General features: G+C 61.8%; 19 protein-coding genes and 1 pseudogene. 12 read left to right on the top strand and 8 right to left on the bottom strand.

Annotated elements, in window-relative coordinates; all coding sequences use genetic code 11:
• Positions 1-537 precede the first annotated feature (537 nt).
• From ACVW16_RS21785 to ACVW16_RS21775, 3 genes are all read left to right on the top strand, one after another.
• Positions 538-1938, top strand: a complete 1401-nt coding sequence (locus ACVW16_RS21785) for an invasion associated locus B family protein (protein ID WP_456736308.1) — start codon at positions 538-540, stop codon at positions 1936-1938.
• Positions 1939-2195: 257 nt separating this feature from the next.
• Positions 2196-2336, top strand: a complete 141-nt coding sequence (locus ACVW16_RS21780) for a phage integrase N-terminal SAM-like domain-containing protein (protein ID WP_456736309.1) — start codon at positions 2196-2198, stop codon at positions 2334-2336.
• Between the two features lie 126 nt (positions 2337-2462).
• Positions 2463-3137 carry a Crp/Fnr family transcriptional regulator gene (locus tag ACVW16_RS21775; protein WP_456701179.1) on the top strand — a complete coding sequence of 225 codons (675 nt, stop codon included), beginning with the start codon at positions 2463-2465 and terminating at the stop codon, positions 3135-3137.
• 52 nt (positions 3138-3189) lie between these two features.
• On the opposite strand, the gene ACVW16_RS21770 is transcribed toward ACVW16_RS21775, so the two are convergent.
• A complete protein-coding gene (locus tag ACVW16_RS21770) occupies positions 3190-3813 on the bottom strand; it encodes a c-type cytochrome (protein WP_456701178.1) in 624 nt (207 codons plus the stop codon).
• Positions 3814-4115: 302 nt separating this feature from the next.
• On the opposite strand from ACVW16_RS21770, the gene ACVW16_RS21765 reads away from it, so the two are divergent.
• The 6 genes and pseudogenes from ACVW16_RS21765 (at position 4116) to ACVW16_RS21740 (ending at position 8736) form a co-directional block, all read left to right on the top strand.
• The gene (locus tag ACVW16_RS21765) at positions 4116-5606 is read left to right on the top strand and encodes a cytochrome C (protein WP_456736310.1); all 1491 of its coding nucleotides are present in this window, start codon (positions 4116-4118) and stop codon (positions 5604-5606) included.
• Positions 5607-5630: 24 nt separating this feature from the next.
• A complete protein-coding gene (locus ACVW16_RS21760; protein WP_456736311.1) occupies positions 5631-6401 on the top strand; it encodes an outer membrane protein in 771 nt (256 codons plus the stop codon).
• Between the two features lie 72 nt (positions 6402-6473).
• Positions 6474-7064 carry a c-type cytochrome gene (locus tag ACVW16_RS21755; protein ID WP_456736312.1) on the top strand — a complete coding sequence of 197 codons (591 nt, stop codon included), beginning with the start codon at positions 6474-6476 and terminating at the stop codon, positions 7062-7064.
• A 58-nt stretch (positions 7065-7122) separates the two neighbouring features.
• Positions 7123-7719: a c-type cytochrome gene (locus ACVW16_RS21750; protein ID WP_456802420.1), complete on the top strand. Its 597-nt coding sequence runs from the start codon at positions 7123-7125 to the stop codon at positions 7717-7719.
• Between the two features lie 401 nt (positions 7720-8120).
• A pseudogene (locus ACVW16_RS21745) lies at positions 8121-8324 on the top strand (hypothetical protein); the annotation flags it as partial.
• A 112-nt stretch (positions 8325-8436) separates the two neighbouring features.
• On the top strand, positions 8437-8736 hold the full coding sequence (locus ACVW16_RS21740) for a hypothetical protein (protein ID WP_456701172.1): 300 nt from the start codon (positions 8437-8439) through the stop codon (positions 8734-8736).
• 1414 nt (positions 8737-10150) lie between these two features.
• On the opposite strand, the gene ACVW16_RS21735 is transcribed toward ACVW16_RS21740, so the two are convergent.
• From ACVW16_RS21735 to ACVW16_RS21710, 6 genes are all read right to left on the bottom strand, one after another.
• On the bottom strand, positions 10151-11788 hold the full coding sequence (locus tag ACVW16_RS21735) for an ABC transporter ATP-binding protein (protein ID WP_456736313.1): 1638 nt from the start codon (positions 11786-11788) through the stop codon (positions 10151-10153).
• A gap of 7 nt (positions 11789-11795) precedes the next feature.
• A complete protein-coding gene (locus ACVW16_RS21730; protein WP_456736314.1) occupies positions 11796-12974 on the bottom strand; it encodes an ABC transporter permease in 1179 nt (392 codons plus the stop codon).
• Positions 12974-14083, bottom strand: coding sequence for a microcin C ABC transporter permease YejB (locus ACVW16_RS21725; RefSeq protein ID WP_456701168.1), 1110 nt, complete (start codon positions 14081-14083; stop codon positions 12974-12976). The genes ACVW16_RS21730 and ACVW16_RS21725 overlap by 1 nt, the downstream gene beginning before the upstream one ends.
• A gap of 3 nt (positions 14084-14086) precedes the next feature.
• Positions 14087-15973 (bottom strand): extracellular solute-binding protein, encoded by a 1887-nt coding sequence (locus ACVW16_RS21720; protein ID WP_456736315.1) that lies wholly within the window; start codon positions 15971-15973, stop codon positions 14087-14089.
• A 14-nt stretch (positions 15974-15987) separates the two neighbouring features.
• The gene (locus tag ACVW16_RS21715) at positions 15988-17889 is read right to left on the bottom strand and encodes an ABC transporter substrate-binding protein (RefSeq protein WP_456736316.1); all 1902 of its coding nucleotides are present in this window, start codon (positions 17887-17889) and stop codon (positions 15988-15990) included.
• A gap of 211 nt (positions 17890-18100) precedes the next feature.
• Complete coding sequence (locus ACVW16_RS21710; RefSeq protein ID WP_456701165.1) at positions 18101-18655, bottom strand: c-type cytochrome; 555 nt, start codon at positions 18653-18655, stop codon at positions 18101-18103.
• A 219-nt stretch (positions 18656-18874) separates the two neighbouring features.
• Here ACVW16_RS21710 and ACVW16_RS21705 point away from each other — a divergent pair, with 219 nt between their 5' ends.
• Positions 18875-19615, top strand: a complete 741-nt coding sequence (locus ACVW16_RS21705; protein WP_456736317.1) for a 3-deoxy-manno-octulosonate cytidylyltransferase — start codon at positions 18875-18877, stop codon at positions 19613-19615.
• Between the two features lie 21 nt (positions 19616-19636).
• The gene (locus ACVW16_RS21700; RefSeq protein WP_456701163.1) at positions 19637-20497 is read left to right on the top strand and encodes a prephenate dehydratase; all 861 of its coding nucleotides are present in this window, start codon (positions 19637-19639) and stop codon (positions 20495-20497) included.
• 37 nt (positions 20498-20534) lie between these two features.
• Here the strand turns inward: ACVW16_RS21700 and ACVW16_RS21695 are convergent, their stop codons facing one another.
• Positions 20535-21551, bottom strand: a complete 1017-nt coding sequence (locus ACVW16_RS21695) for an LLM class flavin-dependent oxidoreductase (protein ID WP_456736318.1) — start codon at positions 21549-21551, stop codon at positions 20535-20537.
• Between the two features lie 388 nt (positions 21552-21939).
• On the opposite strand from ACVW16_RS21695, the gene metF reads away from it, so the two are divergent.
• Positions 21940-22857 carry a methylenetetrahydrofolate reductase [NAD(P)H] gene (gene metF, locus ACVW16_RS21690; protein WP_456701161.1) on the top strand — a complete coding sequence of 306 codons (918 nt, stop codon included), beginning with the start codon at positions 21940-21942 and terminating at the stop codon, positions 22855-22857.
• Positions 22858-22861 lie beyond the last annotated feature (4 nt).

Below are 22861 nucleotides of genomic sequence, written 5' to 3'. Positions count from 1 at the left end.
GGACCGGGGGGTCGCCGGGACCAAACACGAGCAACGCCCTCAGTCACGGAACGACAGGAAGTCGGCTCGGCAATACCGCTAACGAACGAAAAAATTCTGGCTCATCATCGGCGGCCAGTGGCTTTGTCAACGACAGTACAATGAACAACGCTGTTCAGGATTTGGGCAACGCAAAAACCGGCATCATACCCGGCCACTGATTTGAGCGCGCAGGACCTCCTATTCCCATCATTCCGGGCAGCGTATCGCCCGCGAACACGGCTGTCGCATGCCTGATCGAAATTCCGGCGCGTCTGCTTTGCTCTCTCGGAAGCCGACATTGAAGCGGCAGCGGCCAATGTCTGTTGGGGGCCGGAAACGACCAATCAACAAGACCTAGAATTCCGACCTTGTACCCGCCGCTGCGGTGGCAGCCGCAGGTCAGGTTTGATCTACGTCAAGAAGCTCGTTTCACCAGATACTTAGCCTCCGACCATGCGGAGCAAGGAGCGAACGCCTGCTCCGGATCTTTCCCCTTCGCTAGGAAAGAACAAGAAGATGCTGAAGCGCCTTCTAATTCCCCTGATTTTGCTGGCATCTCTGCCGACCGTTCGTTCCCCGGCCCTGGCGGAAGACGTTGCTGGATCGCGAAGAATCCAAGAGGAAATTTGGGCATTGCCATTCCCACTACCGGTGCTTGCCTTCGTGGTGAAGCCGGTTGGCGAAGGCCCGTTTCCCCTCGTGATCATGAACCATGGAATTAGTTTGGGTGCTCAGGAACGAACGATGTTCCCGACCGTCGAATACCGGGAAGCCGCACGGTGGTTTGCAAACCAGGGATATTTCGTCATCTCGCCCGTACGATATGGCGCCAGCAGCCTCGATAACAAAGATCGAGGGATTTATGGCTCTGTATTTGCTCATGTCGGCAGCTGCGATAACCCGAACTTCCGTGGTCCAGGCCTTGCCATCGCCACTCTGAACCAGTGGATCATCGACAATATCAGCAGGAAAAAATACATTCAGCCCGGCAAGGTCGTCGTCGTGGGGCAGTCCGGCGGCGGATGGGGATCAATCGCCCTTGCCAGCCTCAATCCCTCACCCGTTCAGGCTATCATTACCTTCGCGGCGGGACGCGGAGGTAGAGTGGACGGTAAGCCAAACAACAATTGCGCCCCCGACAAACTCGTCGATGCCACAGCTGAATTCGGTCGAACGGCGCGAATTCCGATGCTGTGGATCTACACGGAAAACGACACTTATTTCGGGCCGGCGCTGACGAAGCGGATGTATGACGCATTCGTAGCGGCCGGTGGAAATGTGGAGTATCGCATGCTGCCGGCGTTCGGAAACGACGGTCATTTCATGATCGATTCGCCTGATGCGGTGCCGATTTGGTCTCCGTTCGTCGCCCAGTTTCTTGACAAGCATTCAGCCACCAGCGACGTCCACCCCCAGACGAGCAGCAATACTTCGGCTGAGGGGCCGGCCAAGCCTCCCAGAGTGCGCATCCCTCAGAAAATTGAGTATTCGGAGTGGCAAAAGCTTTGCTTTGACTCGTCTGATGGCACTTCGATCTGTCGAACGACAAGGACCGGAACCGACGAGGACAATCAAGTCGTGGTGCGCGTCGACCTCATTCAGCGGGCTGACGGTCCGGCCCGCTTGCAGTTGTTCGTTCCACAAGGAGCGAACCTGCAGCGCGGAGTCAACGTGGCGGTAGATCAGGGACGAGCCAGCCAGATTCCGTTCACTTGGTGCCTCACCAACATCTGTATCGCAGCCGATGCGGTGAAACCGGATCTGATAGCGGAGCTGGAATCTGGCAAGAACCTGAAGCTCGGACTTACCGACCCGAACTCTTCAACCGTTGCGTTGACGCTATCGCTCGATCAATTTGCAACCGCGCGCAAGGGAGCGCCGACGCAAACTTTCGACTTCGGCATGGATGAAGAGTGAGGGGCAACACGCCATCACGGCTTTCGTTCGCGAAAACCGCCACTTCCGCTCCGGGTCAAAAATCGGCGGTCTGCCCACCGCCCGGCGCTTCCGGTTTTCCACCCGACAGCCGACACTTGGACGAACTTCGAGATAGGCAGCATCGGGCACAAAGCACAAAGTCGCTGCGCTGCAGCCCGCTGCGCGGGGGCAAGAGGCGAGAGAGCGTAGTCGGTTGAGAGGATTCCAATAGCCGTTGGAGAGCCCCGTCCTGAGGAGTGCGTCAGCGTCTGATCGAAGATATGGCCGCGCGCAAGCTCAACCCGCACACGCAACGCAGTCACATCCAAAGCTGCAAGCGGTTTGCCGCCTGGCTCAAGCGGTCGCCCGATACGGCGACCGCCGACGAGGTGCGTTAGTGCGCATACTGAAATTAGGAAAGCCTCGCAATTGCAGATAGATCGGCCTTGATCTGTCGCAACGCGCGCGCTTGCCAACAGTCTATCAATGGCTGTGCAAGATTTCAGGGTTGGTAAGTGCATGCCATGTCTGATGCACCGCTCGATAGAACGACCAAAGCGCCGTTCGATCCTAAGGCATTCCTCAGCAAGCCCGCCGCCGGCGTGACGCTGGAGCGATTTGAAGCCGGCTGGCAGATTTGTACCCAGGGTGAGCCCGCCGACACTGTTGGCTACATCCGCAGGGGGCGGGTCAAGGTTACGACGCTTTCGAACCGGGGCAAGGAGGCTATCGTTGGGATCATCGGGCAGGGACAGTTCTTCGGTGAAACCAGCTTGGGCAGCGCGAACCTCCGGACCGCAACCGTCGTGGCGCTGGAAGACTGCCTAATCACCTCGGTGACGAACGAAGTGATGCTGTCGACCCTAAGTGCTGAGCCGGAGTTCTCAAAATTCTTCATGGCGCATCTTCTGTCGCGCAATACGCGGCTCGAGGAGGACTTGGGTGACCAGTTGCTGAACCTGAGCGAAAAGCGGCTTGCGCGGCTTTTGCTGGTCCTTGCCGAGCAGGGAGAAGACGGTGGAAGACCGAATGAGATCAACCTCAGCCAGGAAGCGCTCGCGGAGATGGTCGGCACGACCCGATCCAGAATCAGCACCTTCATGAACAAGTTTCGCGAGCAGGGATACATCAGCTACGACAGCCACGGTCGAAAGATTCAAGTCTACACCGCACTCCTCGTCTCGGTGTTGGGAGTCTAGCCGGTCGCGTGATCAATCATACCGGCGCGAGCCGCGCACGCTACGGGCCGACCTATTCCAGATAACTGAGATAGGCTGCGACGGCTTTGATCTGCACTTCCGTGAGATTGTGGGCGATCGGTTGCATGATCGCCGAATTGTCCGGGTTGGCCTTGTCCTGGCCGCGCTCCTTGTCCCAGTTCGTCAGCTTTCTGATCATGTAGTCGTGGAGCTGGCCCGCCAGGCGCGGAAACGCATCGGCGCCCTTGGCGTCCGGTCCGTGGCAGGATGCGCATGGCGGGACCTCGGCGGCAGGAACGCCCTCGTCATAGATTTTCTTTCCGACAGCCAGCTGGTCCCTCGGCGCGCCCCCCAATGGCTTCGGGTTGAGGTCCTTGAAATAGGTTGAAAGGGCTGTGAGCATCGCCGGGGTCAGGACATGCGACACCTGGAACATCACCGGATTGGTTCGCCTGCGTTCGATGAAGGCCTGCAATTGATTCTTTACGTACTCCGGCTGTTGCCCCGCCAATCGCGGCATCGGAAAGGATCCCCGGAAACCTTGTCCCGATAGGCCGTGACACGTCTTGCAGTAGTCAGTCTTGGCCCTAAGCTCCTGCGCAGGGACGGAGGTATCTTTTTCCTGTGCAAGGCTCGGCGCGGAGACGCCAGTCATCAGGAATGCCGCCAGCAGCATCGGCCTCAGTTCATGGAGCTTCATAATGTCCCCCGATGATAGTAGTTGTGCAACTTGCAAAATTGTCCGCGATAAGCGTGGTGGGCATCGTTGCTTTGTTTACGCCTAATCCATGTTGCTAAAACGTCTCACACCATCGAAATCAAAATCGCTGTTCTGTTTTGAACAGTCGCTTCGAGCTGGCCCGGTTTTAGCTCGACGGTGCCTCGATGTTCATGACCGCGCCGGCGGCATGCTGCGAGGGGATGGATGGCGCGATGCGAGCCGAGTGGGGTCGTCTTTTCGAGTCCCGTGCAATCCGGATGCTGTTGGCGGCAGCTGCGCTCGCGTGCTCAGCGATCTGGCTGACGATCGCTTTTGCGCCGCCCGCGCAAGCCTTGCCGAGCTTCGCGCGTCAGACAGGGCAACCTTGCGGTACGTGCCACACCGACTTTCCTGCACTCACCCCCTATGGACGCCGGTTCAAGCTGCTCGGCTATACGCCGGGTGGAGGGCAATTTCGCACGACGCCGTTTTCATCAAACGACGCGATCAACGCGCGCGCCGAGTACGACAAGCTGCGTGGCTATGTGAAGGCGCCGAATGACAAGCCGGCGGCAAGCGACGACAGCAAGGAATGGGTACCGCCGATCTCGATGATGGCGGTCGTCGGCTTCACTCATACGCAGGCGGATCTGCCGCCGCCGACCGATCCCTACAGCCCGAACAACAACACCGTACTGTCGCCGTTCAGCATGTTCTGGGGCGGCGCGATCACCAGCAATATCGGCGCCTTCGCGCAGGTGACATATAATGCAGTGCCCGCCGGAGGCTTCGGCGATCCGTTCGGACATACCTGGACCTGGGACAACACCGACGTCCGCTTCGCAAATACCGCGATGGTCGGTCCGCTCGACATCGTCTACGGCATCACCGCCAACAACAACCCGACTGTGCAGGATTTGTGGAACACGACGCCGGCATGGTCTTTCCCGTATGTGGCGTCGACGCTTGCTGCCACCCCGACCACAAAAACCGTCGTCGAAGGTGCGCTGGCCGCGCATGTCGGCGGCGTTGGCGCCTACGCGATGATCAACGATCTGCTGTATCTCGAAGTGACGGGCTACAAGACGCTGTCATTCAGCCAGCAGAATGCGCTCGGCACCGATCCGTTCGGCGTCGGCCAACTCAGTGGTATTGCGCCCTATTGGCGTGTCGCGCTTGAGCCGCACTGGGACAGACACACATGGATGATCGGGACGTTCGGCATGTATTCCGAGCTCCATCCCTGGCTCAATACGGCCTTTGGCACCTGGACGACCGCTGTTGACCCCCTGTCGGACAAATTCACCGACATCGGCTTCGACACGCAGTACCAATATCAAGGCGACAATTTCTGGCTGACACTGCGCGGCAGCTATATCCGCGAATACCAGCGGCTCGATTCGAGCTTTGCGAGTTTTGCCGCGGCCAATCCCACCAACCTCGTCAACAGTCTGAAGCTGCAAGGCTCCGTGGCGCTGGGTGCCGACAACCGCGTTGTCCTCACCGGGCAGTACTTCAAGATCTGGGGGACACCCGACATAAGCCTCTATGGTCCTGACCCTCTCAGCGGGCTGGCCCTCACGCCCAATAGCGACGGCTTCCAGGCCGAGATCGCCTACATCCCGTTCGGCGCCAGCAAGATGATCGGCTGGCCCTGGTTCAACGCCCGCGTCGGCCTGCAATACACCTATTACAACAAGTTCAATGGCACTTCGGTTGGTGCCCACGACAACAACACGCTGTTCCTCCACGCCTGGTTCGCGATGTAGGCAGACCGCACGGGAGATGGTCCGATGAAGAATCTGCTGTTCGCAACCGTCGCAGCGCTGGGGATGACAGTGGCTGGCGCCGCAACGGCCGCCGATTTGGCCGTGGCGCCACCGGCACCCTTCGCGGAGCGCTTCAACTGGACCGGTTGTTACGGGGGTATGCATCTTGGCGGCGGCTTCGCCAAGAAGAACATCACCGACCCTGTACAGCTGGTACAGGACAACGCGGGTCCGGGCGGCACGGTTGGGGTAACGACCGTCAATCCCGAGCCGAGCGGCGCCGTTATCGGTGGCCAGATCGGGTGCGACTATCAGCTCGCGTCCTCCGCCTTCGTGATCGGCATCGAGGGCAGCGCGTCAGGCTCGACCATGAAACGCAGCAAGGTCGTTGACCTCCCGGCCAGCCCTCCCGATACCGCAATGGTGCAGGCGAATACTGATTTTCTGACCAGCGTGACCGGCCGCGTCGGCTACGCCTTCGACAACGTCCTTCTTTACGGCAAGAGCGGCGTTGCGCTGGCCGGCGACAAGTACGAGGTCAGCGGTTCAATCGGCGGCGTGCCATTTGATTTCCGCGGGCTCGAGAACCGGGTCGGGTGGACCGTGGGTGCGGGCGTGGACTGGGCCTTCACGCGTCACTGGTCCGCAAGCTTCGAATATGACTATTACGGGTTCGGCCGCGGCACCGTGAATATGTTTGATCCGCTCACCGGGACTCAAGGTCCGGTGAGCATCAATCAGACAGTCCAGGTCGTGAAGATCGGGCTGAACTTCCACATGTGGGCGGGTCAATAAATGACCGCGCCTTCTGCACCAGGGCGATCGTCATCGCGGCACGTCGGTCGCCTGCGTGTGGTTCTGTGCGCCATGGCCCTGACGGTGGTCGGCTCCGTCGCTTCTCACGCACAGGACAGGAGCGGCTTCGAAGCCAAGATCGAATATTGCAAGACCTGCCACGGACTGTCAGCGCAAGGCTACCGCGGATGGTTTCCGATGCCGCGTCTGGCGGGACAGCAGCCGCAATATCTGGAGAATCAGCTCCGCGCCTTCATCGAGCGCCGGCGCACCAATCCCGTGATGCAGAATGTCGCTCACGTGCTGAGTCCGTCGATGGTCTCGGCGCTTGCGGCACAATTAAAGGCTCTCGATCCGAAGCCGATCGGCGGGGCGCCGAGGGCCCCGTCCGCGGTAGGCAAGCGGATCTACGAGGAAGGCCTTCCTGAATCCAACGTGCCGGCCTGCGCCGCCTGCCATGGGAGTGACGGCAAGGGGCAGAACGAAATTCCGCGGCTCGCCGGCCAGCTGTACGAGTACACGGTGGGCCAGCTCACCGGCTGGACGAAAGTGCGCGGCCAGGGATCGGCGGTCGACACTTCCGCGATCATGGCACCAACCGCGCATAATCTGACGCGCTCACAGGTCGAAGCGGTGGCTGCCTATGTGAGCTACATGCAATGAGGGGCGCAAGGCCGAAGGTAGAGAGCAGGCGGACCACATCGCGCGGGGACGAGAGGTCATGAAGCGCATCGGACTGAAGACAGCGCTGCTCGCAATGCTGGCCTGCATGGGGCCCGCAATGGCGTGGGACGGTGCGAGCTTCCGCAACTGCACCTGGTGTCATGGGACGTCGGCGCAGGGCTACACGGTGGCCCCCAGACTGGCTGGGCAACGTCCGGCCTATCTCGAAAGCCAGATGCGGAGCTTCCGCGAGCACACGCGGGATAATCCCCTCTCGAAGCAGTACATGTGGGGAGCCGTCGCAGCGCTGGATTCCCGCGATGCGCGCGATCTCGCGGCCTACTTCGCATCCATTCCGCCAAGGCCCGCCAATGACGGTGACCGCAATCTGATGGCGAGGGGAAAGGCCATCTACATGGATGACATTCCCGAAGCCAACATCGCGTCCTGTTACGCCTGTCACGGCCCGAACGCCGAAGGCGTGCGGGAGATTCCCCGCCTCGGTGGCTTTGCCTATTTCTATGTCAAGGCGCGGCTCGAGCAGTGGGGCCAAGGATATCATTCGGGCACGGGCACGCCGATGCCGATTGTTGCGCGCGCACTCGGCCCGAACGAGATCGAGGCACTCGCGTCCTATCTCAGCTTCGTCAGATAGGTGTCGATTGAGACAACTAGTCGGGCCTATTGCAATTCACGGATGTCAGGATGCCCGCTCGGAGCAACTGAGTTTGTCGCCGATGACCGCTTTGGGTCGAAGGCTGCCCTCGGTAGCCAGCATGCCCTTGGTCGGATCATCTGTCGGAAGCGGACATCGGAGCGCTGTGGGCGGAGGTCAGCGACGGGCCAATGCACAAAGTCGCTGCGCTCCAGCCCGCTGCGCGGGGGCAAGAGGCGAGAGAGCGTAGTCGGTTGAGAGCATCCCAATCGCCGTTGGAGAGCCCCGTCCTGAGAATCGAAGTGTCGTCAACCTCTCTCAGAATGGGACTCTCCATGAGCGAGACCAACACCGTCAGTCGCTGCGTCAGCGTATGATCGAAGAGCAGCCTCAACCCGCACACGCAACGCAGTCACGTCCAAAGCTGCAAGCGGTTTGCCGCCTGGCTCAAGCGGTCGCCCGATACGGCGACCACCGACGAGATGCGGCTATTTCAGCTGTACCTCATCGAGAGTGGTGCCAGCATCTGCAACCGCAATCGGATCATGACTGAAGCAGCGCCTCCATCGAGATGCGGCAGTGTCGCTGTCGCTTGCGAAGCTTGAACCAAACTCAATCTGGCAAGACAAATCTTCATCGAGATTGCATTGAGGCTCGCTCCTCAAGGTCAGCTCGTACATGCCTCTTGGACATTTCACACAATGATGGAGGTAGCCAATGCCGATCGTTCAATTCACTCGCTTCAAGACCGAGAAGCCCGAGGACATGACCCGGGTCGTCAGGCAGGCGAAGAAAATCTTCGAGAAACACGGCGCGGAATTTCTTCGGCTGTCCCGCTTCCACACCGGCCCGTGGGCTGGAGAGTTGCTGGTGACGACGCGCTACGCCAATTGGGAAGTTTACGGTAAAGTGCAGGAGGCCGTGTCAAAGGACGCGGAGTTCGCGCAGGTGTATGCGGATGGACTGAAGATTGCGGAACTAACGGGCCGTAATATCGCTGTCAGCATCGATCTGTAGTCGGAGCGCCGCTCGGCGAACCACGTCAAGCGAGGAGGCCGCCGGACACATTGCCGGCGGCCTTCTTTCTGGTCCGATGAATTGCACTGCATTACGCCGCGCCTCGGCAACCAAGACTCAGGCTGATTCGCGTCCGTCGGGACGCATGCCAGCCCCTTCCGGTCGCCCTCGAAAACACGGGCCCGATTTCTTCCAGTTCGGCGATCCGGAGGATACGAAGGCCGCGCTTGCGCAAGCGGGCTTCTCCGATGTCGCTGCAACGACTGTGGCTCAAACGCTGCTGCTGAAGACTGCGACCGGATTGGTCAATTTGGCGTTTGCAGGGAGGAATAAGGATAACGGCCCTCTTGGTTGCACAAGGTGGGCTCCGCTAAGCGGACGCTTCTCGGCCTGCTGGAACGTCGGCATGGCTTCGGCCTGCCAACTCTGCCGGTTGCGGTCCAGCAAGGAGCTTCAGAGCATCAGAGGCATCGTGGCCATCGCGGTCCAGCTCCGCGATCAGAGCCTCTTGCCTCTTCACCGAGGACGACGTGTTGCCGGGCCATCGCGAGGTTGCAGCATGGTGCGGTCCATGGCCGCTCGTACCGCGCGGCGGAGCGGCCGGTGATCTACGTCACAGCAAACGCAAATCAGGCCCGGCAGTCGCACCCCTACGACCGCCGGGCCTGAGCGCCAGCCAATATGATTACGGCATCAAAACGTCGTCAGTGTCGCTGCAGTGCGTGCGCGGCTCTGTCCACTTCCCGACGTTAGACGACCCGGAAGACTACGGTGTTCCTGTAGCGGAACGCTCGCATGCGCAGGATATCCGCATACCGCGCTCCCATGGTTTTGCAGGCCGGAGCGCTGTCGGCGTCTCAGCAACGGGCGCCCGAGAGCCTGGCCGGTGATGGCCGGGGAATGGTTGCACCACCCATGGGCAACAGGGAAGATAGAGACCCCTGGGCTAAACCCTGAGACACGCGGTCCTATTGAGCCCGGCGGAGTTGACGCTCCAGATCGATTGCTTGATCTGCGTTATACGCGCGTTTCAACAGCGCGGATCGTTCCTCGCCCGGAGGCGTCCGCACGGCCTGCTCGTGCAACTCCAGTGCGAATTGATGCAGGCGAGTTTCCAGGGAGTCTGTTTGCTTGAACCGTCTTCGCTTCTTTCCCATCCCATGCTCCATGTCATTCAGAGGGAAGGAAAAGTGTATCTGCGTCATCATGCCCCGACGCCCACATAGGTTAATTGCGCGTTGAACTATCGTATTACGATATCATCTCGGCCTGAAGCCGGATGAAGCGGATCTTCGCCATGGCTCGCCAGCGGCGGTCGGGCAAGCCGTAGCCCGCGTCCGCTCTCATGCCGGTAACCCGCCGCGCATCGCCGGGAGCAAATCGACCTTTCCCTTCGGGAGAGGTGAAGGAAGAACTACGTCGCCACCTCGCCGCCGCCTGACGTCTCCAGCCGGAACGCCGCCGCGAACAGCGCGCGGGTGTAATCCGTCTTCGGATTCCTGAACAGCTCGGCGGCCTGGCCTTCCTCGACCACCTTGCCGCCGCGCATCACGATGAGATGGCTGGCAAGCGAGGCGACGACGCGCAGATCGTGCGAGATGAACATGTAGGTGAGATCGCGCCTGCGCTGCAGCTCGCGCAAGAGATCGACCATCTGCGCCTGGATCAGCATGTCGAGCGCGCTGGTCGGCTCGTCGAGCACGATGAAGTCAGGCTCCAGAACCACCGCGCGCGCGATCGAGATGCGCTGGCGCTGGCCGCCGGAAAATTCGTGCGGATAGCGATAGCGCGTGTCCGGCTGCAGGCCGACGTCCTCGAGCGCCTTGACGACGCGCGCCTCGCGCTCCTCGCGCGACAGCTTCGGCTGATGCACGGAGAGGCCTTCGGCGATGATGTCGGCGATCGACATGCGCGGGCTGAGCGAGCCGAACGGATCCTGGAACACGATCTGCATGTCGCGCCGGAAGGGGCGCATCTCCTTGAAGCGCAAGCCCTGGATGTCCTTGCCGAGGAAGACGATGCGTCCGTTCGAGGAGATCAGTCGCAGCAAGGCGAGACCCAGGGTGGTCTTGCCCGAGCCCGACTCGCCGACGACGCCGAGCGTCTCGCCCTTGCGCACGGCGACGCTGACGCCGTCGACCGCCTTGATGTGGCCGACCGTCTTGCGCATCAAGCCGCGCTTGATCGGAAACCACACCTTGAGATCATCCGCCGACATCACCACCGGCGCATTGGGCTGCGGCGGCGCCGGATCAGGCTTCGGCTCCGCCGCGAGCAGGTCGCGCGTATAGGGATGTTTCGGCGTCTTGAAAACCTGCTCCACCGGCCCCTGCTCGACGATCACGCCGCCCTTCATCACACAGACGGTATCGGCGATGCGGCGCACGATGCCGAGATCGTGGGTGATGAAGAGCAGGCTCATGCCGAGACGCGAACGGATCTCGGCGAGCAGCGACAGGATCTGCGCCTGCACGGTGACGTCGAGCGCGGTGGTCGGCTCGTCCGCAATCAAGAGATCCGGCTCGTTGGCGAGCGCCATCGCAATCATGACGCGCTGGCGCTGGCCGCCGGAGAGCTGGTGCGGATAGCTCTTGAGCCGCGTCTCGGGCTCGGGGATTCCGACCTGCGTCAGCAACTCCAGCGTCCGCTTGCGTGCCTCGGCATTGCTGACCGGATTGTGCAGCTGGATGATCTCGCCGATCTGCGCCTCGATCGTGTGCAGCGGATTGAGCGAGGTCATCGGCTCCTGGAAGATGATGGAGATGTCGCTGCCGCGGATCTCCCGCATCTGCCGCTCGGACCGGTCGATCAGCTCCTGTCCCTTGAAGCGGATGCTGCCCGAGGGATGCGAGGCGCTGGGATACGGCAGCAGCTTGAGGATCGACAGCGCGCTGACCGACTTGCCGGAGCCGGATTCGCCGACCAGCGCGACGCATTCGCCGCGCTTGATCTGGAACGAGATCCTGTCGACGGCGATCGTGGTGGCGCCGCCCTGGTGGAAAGCCACCGAGAGGTCGCGTACGGCAAGCAGGGGCTGGTTGATCGCGTCCATCACGCCCTCACTTGAACGTCTTGCGCGGATCGAAGGCGTCGCGCACGGCCTCGCCGGTGAAGAGCAGGAGCGACAGCATGCTCGCAACCGAGAAGAAGCCGGCGAAGCCGAGCCACGGCGCCTGCACGTTCGCCTTCGCCTGCGACAACAATTCGCCGAGCGATGGCGAGCCGGGCGGCAGGCCGAAACCCAGGAAATCGAGAGCCGTCAGCGTCATCACCGAGGATGAGACGATGAACGGCAGGAACGTCATGGTCGCGACCATGGCGTTCGGCAACAGGTGCCGGAACATGATGACCTTATCCGACACACCCAGTGCGCGCGCCGCCTGGATATATTCGAAATTGCGCCCGCGCAGAAATTCCGCGCGCACCAGGCCGACCAGCGACACCCAGTGAAACAACACCATGATGCCGAGCAGGATGAAGAAGCCCGGCGGAAGCACGGCCGCGACGATCAGCAGCAGATAGAGATAGGGTATGGCGTTCCATATCTCGATGAAGCGCTGGAACAACAGATCCGTCCAGCCGCCGAAATAGCCCTGCACGCCCCCGGCGATGATGCCGATGACCGACGAGCAGATCGTCAACGCCAGTCCGAACAGCACCGAGATGCGGAAACCGTAGATCATCCGCGCCACGACGTCGCGGCCCTGATCGTCGGTGCCGAGCCAGTTGTATTCGAGGTCGCGGCAGCTCTTCAGGCCCTTCTTCTCCACCACCGGCTTGCACTGGGCTTCCGTCAACAGCCAGGTCGGCGGCGATGGCGCCGGCGTCGGCAGATCGAGATTGTGGGTGTCGTAGGAGTAGCGGATCAGCGGCCAGACGATGGTGCCGCCCTTGTCCTTGATCAGCTTCTGCAGGTAGGGGTCGCGATAGTCGGCCGCGGTCTCGAAATCGCCGCCGAACGTCGTTTCCGAATAGGTGACGAAGGCGGGCCAGTAGAGATGGCCGTCATATTTGATCAGGAAGGGACGGTCGTTGGCGATCAGCTCGGCGAACAGCGAGACCACGAACATGACCATGAAGATCCAGAAGGACCAGTAGCCGCGGCGGTTAGCCTTGAAGTTCTGCCAGCGCCGCTTGTTGAGCGGCGACGGTGCGAACGACTTGCGCGTGATCGGCACGGCTTCGCCGAACGGCGACCTCGTGGTGGTCTCGACCGGGGTGGGCGCGGTGACTGCCATCAGACCTCCCGCGCCTCGAAATCGATCCGTGGATCGATCCACATATAGGTCAGGTCGGAGATCAGACCGACCACGAGACCAATGAGCGAAAAGATGTAGAGAGTGCCGAACACGACGGGATAGTCGCGGTTGAGAACGCTCTCGAAACCGAGCAGCCCGATCCCATCGAGCGAGAAGATGGTCTCGATCAGCAGCGAGCCCGAGAAGAAGGCGCTGATGAAGGCCCCGGGGAAGCCCGCGATCACGATCAGCATCGCATTGCGGAAGATGTGGCCGTAGAGCACCTGGCGCTCGCTGCAGCCCTTCGCCCGTGCCGTCATGACATATTGCTTGCGGATCTCGTCCAGGAACGAGTTCTTGGTGAGAAATGTCATGGTCGCAAAGGCGCCGAGTCCCATCGCGATGATCGGCAGCGTCAGATGCCAGAAATAGTCGATGATCTTCCAGTACCAGGGAAACTGCGACCAGCCGTCGGATGTCAACCCGCGCAGCGGGAACCAATTGAAGAACGAGCCGCCGGCGAACAGGATGATCAGAAGGATCGCAAACAGGAAGCCTGGAATCGCGTAACCGAGCACGATCACGCTCGATGTCCACGTGTCGAAGCGCGTGCCATCCTTCACCGCCTTGCGGATGCCGAGGGGAATCGAGATCAGGTAGGTCAGCAGCGTGAGCCACAGGCCCAGCGAGATCGAGACCGGCAGCTTCTCCTTGATAAGCTGGATGACGCTGACGTCGCGGAAATAGCTCTTGCCGAAATCGAAGCGCGCGTAGTTCCAGACCATCAACGCGAACCGCTCCGGCGCCGGCTTGTCGAAGCCGAACTGCTTTTCCAGCTTCTTGATGAAATCGGGGTCGAGGCCCTGCGCGCCGCGGTATTTCGAATTGATGGCATCACTGCCAGCTCCGCCCTGGCCCGGCGCACGCTGCGCGAAGTCGCCGCCGCCGGAGATCCGCGAGGTGCCGCCGGTATCGGCGCCGGACAACTGCGCGATCACGCGCTCCACCGGACCGCCCGGCGCGAATTGCACGACCACGAACGAAATGAAGAGGATCCCGAGCAGCGTCGGAATCATCAGGAGGAGGCGGCGTGCGATATAGGCGCTCATGAGCTACTTCGCCTGATCGAGCTTGGCGGCCTTGGCGGCATCGTACCACCACAGCGTCCGCTCCCCTACGCCGCTCGTATAGTCGGTGAGCGCGTAACGCGGCAGGTTCGCGGGATGGTCGAACTCGTCCCAATACGCCAGCCGGTGGCTGGTATTGTACCATTGCGGCACCCAGTAGCGGCCGGCGCGGAAGACGCGATCGATCGCGCGGCAGGCAACCGTCAGATCCCGGCGCGTCTCGGCGGCCATCGCCTTCTCGACCAGCGCGTCGAGCGCGGGGCTGGATACGCCGGCCAGATTGTAGGAGCCCTTGGTCATCGCCGCTTGCGAGGTGAAGTAGGTTCGCAAGCTGTCGCCCGGCGTGGCCGACATGGTGATGCGGTTGATGGCTACGTCGAAATCGAAGGATTCGACGCGGGCGCGGTACTGGACGGCATCGACCAGGCGCAGATTTGCGTCGATGCCAAGGATGTTCAGGTTCTTGAGGAATGAGGCGTGGTGCGGTTGGAACGAGGCCTCGTCGGTCAGGAACTCGATGGCGAAGACTTCGCCGCTCGGCAACAGCCGCTTGCCCTCCTTGACCGGAAGCTGCGCCTCCTGGAGCAATTGCTGCGCCTTGCGCAGCAGCGCGCGGTCCTGCCCCGAACCGTCCGACACCGGCGGCACGAAGGGCTCACCGAAGACTTCGTCGGGCACCTGGCCGCGGAACGGCTCGAGCAGCTTCAGCTCCTCCGGCGAGGGCATCCCTTCGGCGACGAGATCGGAATTCTGGAACGGCGAGCGGGCGCGCGCGTAGGCGCCGTACATGATGGTCTTGTTGGTCCACTCGAAGTCGAACGCGTAGTTCAATGCTTCGCGTACCTTGGGGTTCTTGAACTTGTCCCGGCGCGTGTTCAGGAACCAGCCTTGTCCGCCCGAAGGCGTCTGATCGGGCACCTCCTCTCGCTTGACCCGTCCCTCCCTGATCGCGGGAAAGTCGTAGCGCGTCGCCCAGATGCGCGAGGTGAACTCCTCGCGATAGAGATAGTTCTTGCCGGTGAAGCCTTCGAACGCGACGTCGCGGTCGCGGTAGAATTCGTAGCGGACCACGTCGAAATTATTGCTGCCGCGACAGACCGGCAGGTCCGCGCCCCACCAATCCCTGACGCGCTCGAACTCGATGAAGCGGTTGATCTCGAACCTGCCGACCTTGTAGGCCCCCGAGCCCAGCGGCGCGTCGGTCGTCGTCTCGTCGAACGTCCGGTTCGCGTAATAGGCCTTGGAGAAGATCGGAAGGCTCGCCACATAAAGCGGCACGTCGCGCGCGCGCTTCGCGGCGAAGGTCACGATCACGGCGGCGTCGTCGACGGCCTCAGCGCCCTTGACGTCGCGCATCTGGATCTGGATCAGCGGATGGCCCTTGTCCTTCAGGACGTTGATCGAGAACGCGACGTCGTGCGCGGTCAGCTTGGTGCCGTCGTGAAACGTCGCCTCGGGCCGCATCGTGAAGCGATAGGCGAGCTTGTCCGGAGAGATCTGCACCGACTTTGCGGCAAAGCCGTACATGGCGTCGGGCTCGTCGCCGGCATGCGCCATCAGCGTGGCGAAGGTCAGGTCCATGCCTTGTGCACCCTCGCCCTTGAGGATGAAGGCGTTGAGCGAGTTGAAGGTGAAGAAGGACTGGTTGTAGCCCCTCGTCGACGGAATCAGCGAGAACGTGCCGCCCTTCGGGGCGTCGACATTGACATAGTCGAAATGGTGGAAATCGGCGGGATATTTCAGATCGCCGAACGCCGACATGCCGTGGGCCTCGCTGGGCCCCTCCGATGCCGCCGCGCTGCGCAATGCGGCAGCGCTGACCATGCCGCCGGCAGCGAGGACCAGAACATGCCGGCGTGAAAGCTGCGCCATGCGAGAAATGTCCTTCACGACTTCTTCGCGATCCGTGCCGCCTTGTCTGCGTCGTACCACCAGATGAAGGGGAAGGCCGACTGGCCGTATTTCGGCATTTCGGCCGGCCGGCCGAAGCGATCCCATCGCGCCGTGCGCAGTTTTGGATAATTCCATTGCGGCACCACATAATGGTTCCACAGAAGCACGCGGTCCAGCGCCTTGGTCGCGGCCACGAGCTCCGCTCGATCCTTCGCGAAGATGACCCGGTCGATCAGCTTGTCAATCGCCGGATTCTTGATACCGACGACGTTGCGCGAACCGCTCATGTCCGCAGCTTTCGAGCCCCAGGATTCGCGCTGCTCGTTGCCCGGGGACAAGGACTCTCCCCAGGAGGCAACGACGATGTCGAAATCCCATTCGCGCAGCCGGTTTTCATATTGCGTCGGATCGATCGTTCGGACGCTGACTGCAATGCCGAGCCTCTCCAGGGAGGGCTTGTAGAACAACATGACCCTTTCGAAGGCCGGGTCCTGAGCCAGCAATTCGAGAGAGAGCTGGGTACCTGTCTTGACTTCGATCAGCTTACGATCGCGCACCTCATAGCCGGCTTCCTTCAGCAGGCGCAGCGCCTCTCTCAGATTTTCGCGTACGGCTTCCGGACTACCGCCGACAGGGTTTGTGTAGGGCGTCGTAAACACCTCGGGCGGAATCTCAGCACGGAGGCCCTCCAGAATCTCGAGCTCTTTTCCTTCCGGCACGCCGGTCGCCATCAGATCTTCGATTCCGTCGAAATAGCTGCTGATGCGCTTGTACTGACCAAAGAAGATCTGCTTGTTCATCTCCTCGAAGTCGAACGCATAGTTGAGGGCCCGGCGCACCCTCGCATCCGCGAACTTGGCGCGACGCAAGTTCGGGGCAAAGGCCTGCATCACGCCCGAGCTGCGATTTGGAAACTCCTCCAGAACAACGCGTTTCTCGGCAACAGCCGGGAAATCGTAGGCCGTCGCCCAGTTCTTCGCGCTGTTTTCGGCGCGCCAGTCAACCTGATCGGCCTTGAAAGCCTCGATCGCGACGGTGGCATCCCTGAAATATTCGTACCGCAGCTCGTCGAAATTATTTCGCCCGATGTTAACGTTGACCTCGCTCCCCCAGTAATCCTTGACTCGTTCCAGCACGATGCTGCGGCCGGCGACATAATCCTTGATTCGATATGGCCCCCCGCCGAGCGGAATTTCGAGCGTGGTCACCGTTACGTCGCGTTTCTTGCCCTGGGCATCCGTCCCCTCCCACCAGTGCTTGGGCAGAACCACGAGTTGACCGACGATTTGCGGAAGCTCTCGGTTTCCCGGCGCATCGAACGTAAACTTGACATCGCGGTCGCCGACCTTCTCGGCGCCGACCACATGTCGATAGTACGCCGCATAAAACGGATGATTCTTCTTCAGCACGTCCAGTGAGTAGATCACATCCTCGGCGGTGACCGGCTTTCCGTCGTGCCATTTGGCCTGTGCGCGCAGACGATAGATCACAAAGGAGGAATCGTCGGGACGGCTGACCGCTTCGGCCAGCAAGCCGTATTCCGTCGAAACCTCATCCAGAGCGGCGGTCGTCAGCGTGTCGTAAATCAAGGGGACCGGCGCGGCGAGATTGCCCTTCACGCCGGAAACAACATAGTTGAAATTATCGAACGTCCCGATCGCGATCTGCCGTACCGCGCCGCCCTTGGGCGCATCAGGATTGACGTAGTCGAACCGTTTGAAGTCGGCCGGGTACTTGACGTCGCCGAACAGCGACAGCGCATGCCGCCAAGGCAGCTCACCGCCCGATTGCGCCGCCGCCGTGCGGACGATGGGAACACCGGCTGCAGAGCCGAGGGCGGGAAGCGCGGCTACGGCCGCGCCGGTGAGCAGGAGATCGCGTCGGGTAATGGCCAAATCAACATCCCTGTCTTGAAGGAGGCTACTCCTTTAAGTTCCCAATATAGGCGAGGTTTCGACGGAATATGTTGCTTTTTCCTCATCTTGGAGGGCCAGGCGGCCAGTCCGCTGCGGCCAAACGCCCCGGTAACGACACTGCGAGGCTCCAGACAAGGAAACGGCCAGGCTTGGGGGCCTGGCCGCACAGTCCAAGGTCGGTCCGACAGGCTTATTTCGCCGCGGTGGGCAGCGGCTTCGGGCTGTCCGACAGGCTGTTGAGATAGGCGATGACGTCGGCGCGCTCCGAGTCCTTCGGGATGCCGGCGAAGCCCATCGCGGTGCCGGGAATGAAGCCCTTCGGATTCGCGATGAACTTGTTGAGATCGTCGATCGTCCAGGTGCCACCCTTGGCCTTCATGGCGGCTGAGAAATTGAATCCGCCGCGGTCCTCGCCGCGATTGTCGCCGACGATGCCGTAGAGGTTCGGACCGACACGGTTCGGGCCGCCCTTCTCGAAGGTGTGGCAGGCGCCGCACTTCTTCGCGGCAGCCGCGCCCTTCTCGACGGAGGCGGTCTGGAGCAGCTTCTCGATCGGCTCGGACGGGGCTGCGGCCGCGGGAGCGCCGCCCTTGTCACCAGCTTCTTCCTTCACGGCGATCTCGAAGCCCGGCTTCTCCGGCATCTTGGGCGAGAACAGCGCGTTCGCGGTGAAGCTCGTCACCAGCAGAACGAGACAGGTACCGAGCACGGCACCAAGAATCTTGTTGAGTTCGAAAGAGTCCATTTCCGGCCAGGCCCCACACCGCAAGAAGGAACAAGCGGCCGGGCGGCCGCCAGGACGAGCCTCGGGAGAATCACACGTTCCTTATTGTTTCCCCGAGTTTTGCCATTCAGATATCGGTTTGCCCGGGGTCTGGCAACCCGTATAAGCGATGCGGCTTTCAGCCGATCCCCACCCCATTTCCCGGTGCGGAAATCGCCCCGTTTCCAGGCTCTTGAACCGATGACCAATCCCCGCATTCTGGTGCTGATCCCGGCCCGCATGGCGTCGACCCGCCTGCCTGGCAAGCCGCTGAAGGACATCGTGGGCCTGCCGATGATCATCCATGTGCTGCGCCGGGCGCAGGAAGCGGCAGTCGGTCGGGTCGCGGTCGCGACCGATACGCAGGAGATCGCCGACGCCGTCACAGCGGATGGCGGCGTGGCGGTCATGACCAGCCCCAACCATCTCAACGGCTCGGCCCGCATCCACGAGGCCACGCAGAAGCTCGATCCGGGCGGACAGGCCGAGATCGTGATCAATCTCCAGGGCGACTTCCCGACGATCACGACCGACAATATCCGCGACGTGCTGCCGCCGCTGGAGGACCCGGCCGTCGACATCGCCACGCTGGCATCGCAGATCCACACCGAGGAGGAGGACCTCGCCCCCAGCGTCGTGAAGGCGATCGGAACTTCGCTCGGCGGCCGGCGCATGCGCGCACTTTATTTCACCCGCGCCACCGCGCCGGCCGGCAACGGACCGCGCTACCATCATATCGGCCTCTACGCCTATCGCCGCGCGGCGCTGGAGCGCTATGTCTCGTTGCCGCCCTCTCCACTGGAGTTGCAGGAAAGTCTGGAGCAACTGAGGGCCCTCGAGGCCGGCATGCGGATCGACTTCACCATCGTCGACACCGTGCCCCGCGGGGTCGACACGCCGGCGGACCTGGAGACCGCCCGCAGAATCCTTTCCAAATCCTGAGCCGCTGCTACAAGGCCCGCCATGAGCAAGATGAAGATCGCATTCCAGGGCGAACCTGGCGCCAATTCCCACATCGCCATCGTCGAAGCCTATCCCGACGCGGAGCCGATGCCCTGCGCCACCTTCGAGGACGCGCTGTCGGCGATCTCCTCGGGCGAGGCCGATCTCGGCATGATCCCGATCGAAAATTCGGTCGCGGGCCGCGTCGCGGACATCCACCATCTGCTGCCGGCCTCCGGCCTCTTCATCATCGGTGAATGGTTCTTGCCGGTCCGCCATCAGCTGATGGCGGTCAAGGGCACCAATATTTCCGACATCAAGAGTGTCGAGAGCCATGTGCATGCGCTCGGCCAGTGCCGGCGCGTCATTCGGAAGCTCGGCATCAAGCCCATCGTGCATGCGGATACGGCCGGTAGCGCCCGTGACATTTCCGAGCGCAAGGACAAGACTGTCGCTGCGATCGCCTCGCGCCTCGCCGCGAAGATTTACGGCCTCGACATTCTCGCCGAGGACATCGAGGACGAGGCCCACAACACCACCCGCTTCGTCGTGCTGGCGCGCGAGCCGAAATGGGCCACGCAGGGTTCGGGCCCGCTGGTCACCACATTCGTCTTCCGGGTGCGCAACTTGCCGGCCGCGCTCTACAAGGCGCTCGGCGGCTTTGCCACCAATGGCGTGAACATGACCAAGCTCGAAAGCTACATGGTCGACGGGAATTTCTTCGCCACGCAGTTTTACGCCGATGTCGACGGCCACCCTGAAGACAAGGGTCTCGCGTTTGCGATCGAGGAGCTGAAATTCTTCTCGCGCGAATTCCGCATCGTCGGCGTCTATCCGGGCCACCCGTTCCGCGCGACCTTCAGCGAGACGCTGCAGGATTGATCTGCCACCCTCCCTGGAGGGGGAGGGTAACAGCGGCTCATGCTGCCTGCTTCGTCAGCCCGAACGCCTGCGCCAACAGCGAATACGACCTCTTGCGCGCCTCGTGGTCGTACACGGCGGTGATCACCATCAATTCGTCCGGCTTGCTCGCATCCATCAGCGGCCGAAGCTTCTTCTGCACCGTCGCGGGGCTGCCGACGAACAGGCGCGAGCGGTTACGCGCAATCGAGACGCGCTCGGAATCCGTATAAGGATAGGCCAGCGCCTCCTCGACGCTCGGCAGTGGCAGATATTGTCCACGGTCGCGGCGCAGACGATTGAGATCGAACGATGCCGCGAGCTTCTCCGCCTCCTCGTCGGTATCGGCGACAATGACGGCAACGGCGAGGATCGCATGCGGTGTCGCGCGCCAGGCCGAGGGCTGGAAGCGGTTACGATAATGCACCATCGCATCGATGGCATCGTGGGATGCAAAATGGTGCGCGAAGGCGAAGCCCATGCCGACCTGGGCTGCAAGCTCAGAGGAATAATCGCTGGAGCCGAGCAGCCAGATCGGCGGCAGCGGGGTGTCGTCAGGCATCGCGACGACGTTGTGATAGGGATGGCCTGCGGGGAATTCGCGCGTCTCCCACAGGATCAATTCGTGCAGCCGCTCCAGAAAATCATCGCCCCCGCGCCGGTCGAGCCGGCTGCGCAGTGCATAGGCCGTGGCCCCATCCGTGCCTGGCGCGCGGCCCAGGCCAAGATCAATACGGCCGGGAAACAAGGCCTCCAGCATCTTGAATCGCTCCGCCACCACCAGCGGCGCGTGGTTGGGCAGCATCACGCCGCCGGAGCCAACGCGGATGTGCTTCGTCACCGCCGCGATCTGCCCAATCATCACGTCGGGCGCGGGGCTCGCGACTGAAGCGAGGTTGTGGTGCTCGGCAAGCCAATAGCGAACATAGCCGAGCCCATCGACATGGCGCGCCAGGTCAATGCTGTTGCGCAGCGCCGCAGCGGGCTTCGTGGCCGTGGTGACGACCGAGAGGTCGAGGACTGAGAGCGGGATCATCGCGCGCTAACGTAGTGGAGGGCGGCGCGGCGACAATGGGTGCATAGCGCAGATCTGGCGTGTGCGGCCGGGAGGCGGACGCCCGGAATTGCCGTTCCGTTGGGCCAAGCACTAGGCTTGCAACACAGAATTCACCATGCCCACCGCCAAACCTAGCTGCAAAAATCACCTGCTCCTATCTAAACGACTGATATTAATGCAATAAATATAACTTCTCATTATCCCACTCACACCGTCAGAAACGCCAATTTCAGGGATACATTCGCAGGAAGTGGGCAATTTCCCATATGCGATGGGCTGTTGAGCCCAGCCGCATTGCTCTATGTTACCCCTCCCAAGCTTGACCCGGCCGCCAGATACCTGGCTGAGCCCTGGAGTGAGTGGTGCCATGACCGACTTGACGACGCCTGCGGCAGCCGACGGGCACCTCGCCGTGAAGCGGCCTGCGATCTCCTTCGAATTCTTTCCGCCCAAGACCGAAGATATGGAGCGGAATCTCTGGGAGACCATCAACCGGCTCGCGCCCCTCGATCCGAAATTCGTCTCGGTGACCTACGGCGCCGGCGGCTCGACTCGCGAACGCACCCACTCCACCATCTCCCGCATCCTCAAGGAGACCGCGCTGCTGCCGGCGGCGCACCTGACCTGCGTCGGGGCCTCGCGCGGCGAAATCGACGAGATCGTCGACCGCTATCACGAGGTCGGCGTCCGCCACATCGTCGGCCTGCGCGGCGATCCCCCAGGCGGGATCGGCACGCCCTATGCGAGCCATCCCGACGGCTATCAGACGTCCGATGCGCTTGTCGCCGGGATCAAGAAGCGGCATGCCGACATCGAAGTGAGTGTCTCTGCTTATCCCGAGAAGCACCCCGAAGCGCGGGACTTTGACGCCGACATCGATACGCTCAAGGCAAAAGTCGATGCCGGCGCGACGCGCGCGATCACCCAGGTGTTCTTCGACAACGACCTCTACTTCCGCTATCTCGACCGCGTCCATGCGCGAGGCATCAACATCCCGATCGTGCCGGGCATCATGCCCATGCACAATTTCAAGCAGGCCCGCAATTTCGTCACGCGCGCCGGCACCACCGTGCCGGACTGGTTCGCCGCGAAATTCGAAGGCCTCGACGACGACGCCGAGACCCGCAAGCTCGTCGCCGCCACGGTGGCAGCCGGCCAGGTGCAGAAACTGGCAAAACACGGCGTCGACACCTTCCATTTCTACACCATGAACCGCGCCGATCTCGTGTTCGCAATCAGCCATTTGCTCGGCATTCGCGCCAAGAGCACGCAGAAGGCGGCTTAAAGCA

The organism is Bradyrhizobium sp. USDA 4474, assembly GCF_054057515.1.
The sequence above is the reverse complement of the archived record's forward strand: the minus strand, read 5'-3'. Positions and strand labels throughout refer to the sequence as shown.

Excerpts from the sequence above, each read along its gene's own strand:
- ACVW16_RS21785 (WP_456736308.1), top strand. The coding sequence starts at position 538 with ATGCTGAAGCGCCTTCTAATTCCCCTGATTTTGCTGGCATCTCTGCCG.
- ACVW16_RS21775 (WP_456701179.1), top strand. The coding sequence starts at position 2,463 with ATGTCTGATGCACCGCTCGATAGAACGACCAAAGCGCCGTTCGATCCT.
- ACVW16_RS21770 (WP_456701178.1), bottom strand. The coding sequence starts at position 3,813 with ATGCTGCTGGCGGCATTCCTGATGACTGGCGTCTCCGCGCCGAGCCTT.
- ACVW16_RS21765 (WP_456736310.1), top strand. The coding sequence starts at position 4,116 with ATGCTGTTGGCGGCAGCTGCGCTCGCGTGCTCAGCGATCTGGCTGACG.
- ACVW16_RS21760 (WP_456736311.1), top strand. The coding sequence starts at position 5,631 with ATGAAGAATCTGCTGTTCGCAACCGTCGCAGCGCTGGGGATGACAGTG.
- ACVW16_RS21755 (WP_456736312.1), top strand. The coding sequence starts at position 6,474 with ATGGCCCTGACGGTGGTCGGCTCCGTCGCTTCTCACGCACAGGACAGG.
- ACVW16_RS21750 (WP_456802420.1), top strand. The coding sequence starts at position 7,123 with ATGAAGCGCATCGGACTGAAGACAGCGCTGCTCGCAATGCTGGCCTGC.
- ACVW16_RS21740 (WP_456701172.1), top strand. The coding sequence starts at position 8,437 with ATGCCGATCGTTCAATTCACTCGCTTCAAGACCGAGAAGCCCGAGGAC.
- ACVW16_RS21735 (WP_456736313.1), bottom strand. The coding sequence starts at position 11,788 with ATGGACGCGATCAACCAGCCCCTGCTTGCCGTACGCGACCTCTCGGTG.
- ACVW16_RS21730 (WP_456736314.1), bottom strand. The coding sequence starts at position 12,974 with ATGGCAGTCACCGCGCCCACCCCGGTCGAGACCACCACGAGGTCGCCG.
- ACVW16_RS21725 (WP_456701168.1), bottom strand. The coding sequence starts at position 14,083 with ATGAGCGCCTATATCGCACGCCGCCTCCTCCTGATGATTCCGACGCTG.
- ACVW16_RS21720 (WP_456736315.1), bottom strand. The coding sequence starts at position 15,973 with ATGGCGCAGCTTTCACGCCGGCATGTTCTGGTCCTCGCTGCCGGCGGC.
- ACVW16_RS21710 (WP_456701165.1), bottom strand. The coding sequence starts at position 18,655 with ATGGACTCTTTCGAACTCAACAAGATTCTTGGTGCCGTGCTCGGTACC.
- ACVW16_RS21705 (WP_456736317.1), top strand. The coding sequence starts at position 18,875 with ATGACCAATCCCCGCATTCTGGTGCTGATCCCGGCCCGCATGGCGTCG.
- ACVW16_RS21700 (WP_456701163.1), top strand. The coding sequence starts at position 19,637 with ATGAGCAAGATGAAGATCGCATTCCAGGGCGAACCTGGCGCCAATTCC.
- ACVW16_RS21695 (WP_456736318.1), bottom strand. The coding sequence starts at position 21,551 with ATGATCCCGCTCTCAGTCCTCGACCTCTCGGTCGTCACCACGGCCACG.
- metF (WP_456701161.1), top strand. The coding sequence starts at position 21,940 with ATGACCGACTTGACGACGCCTGCGGCAGCCGACGGGCACCTCGCCGTG.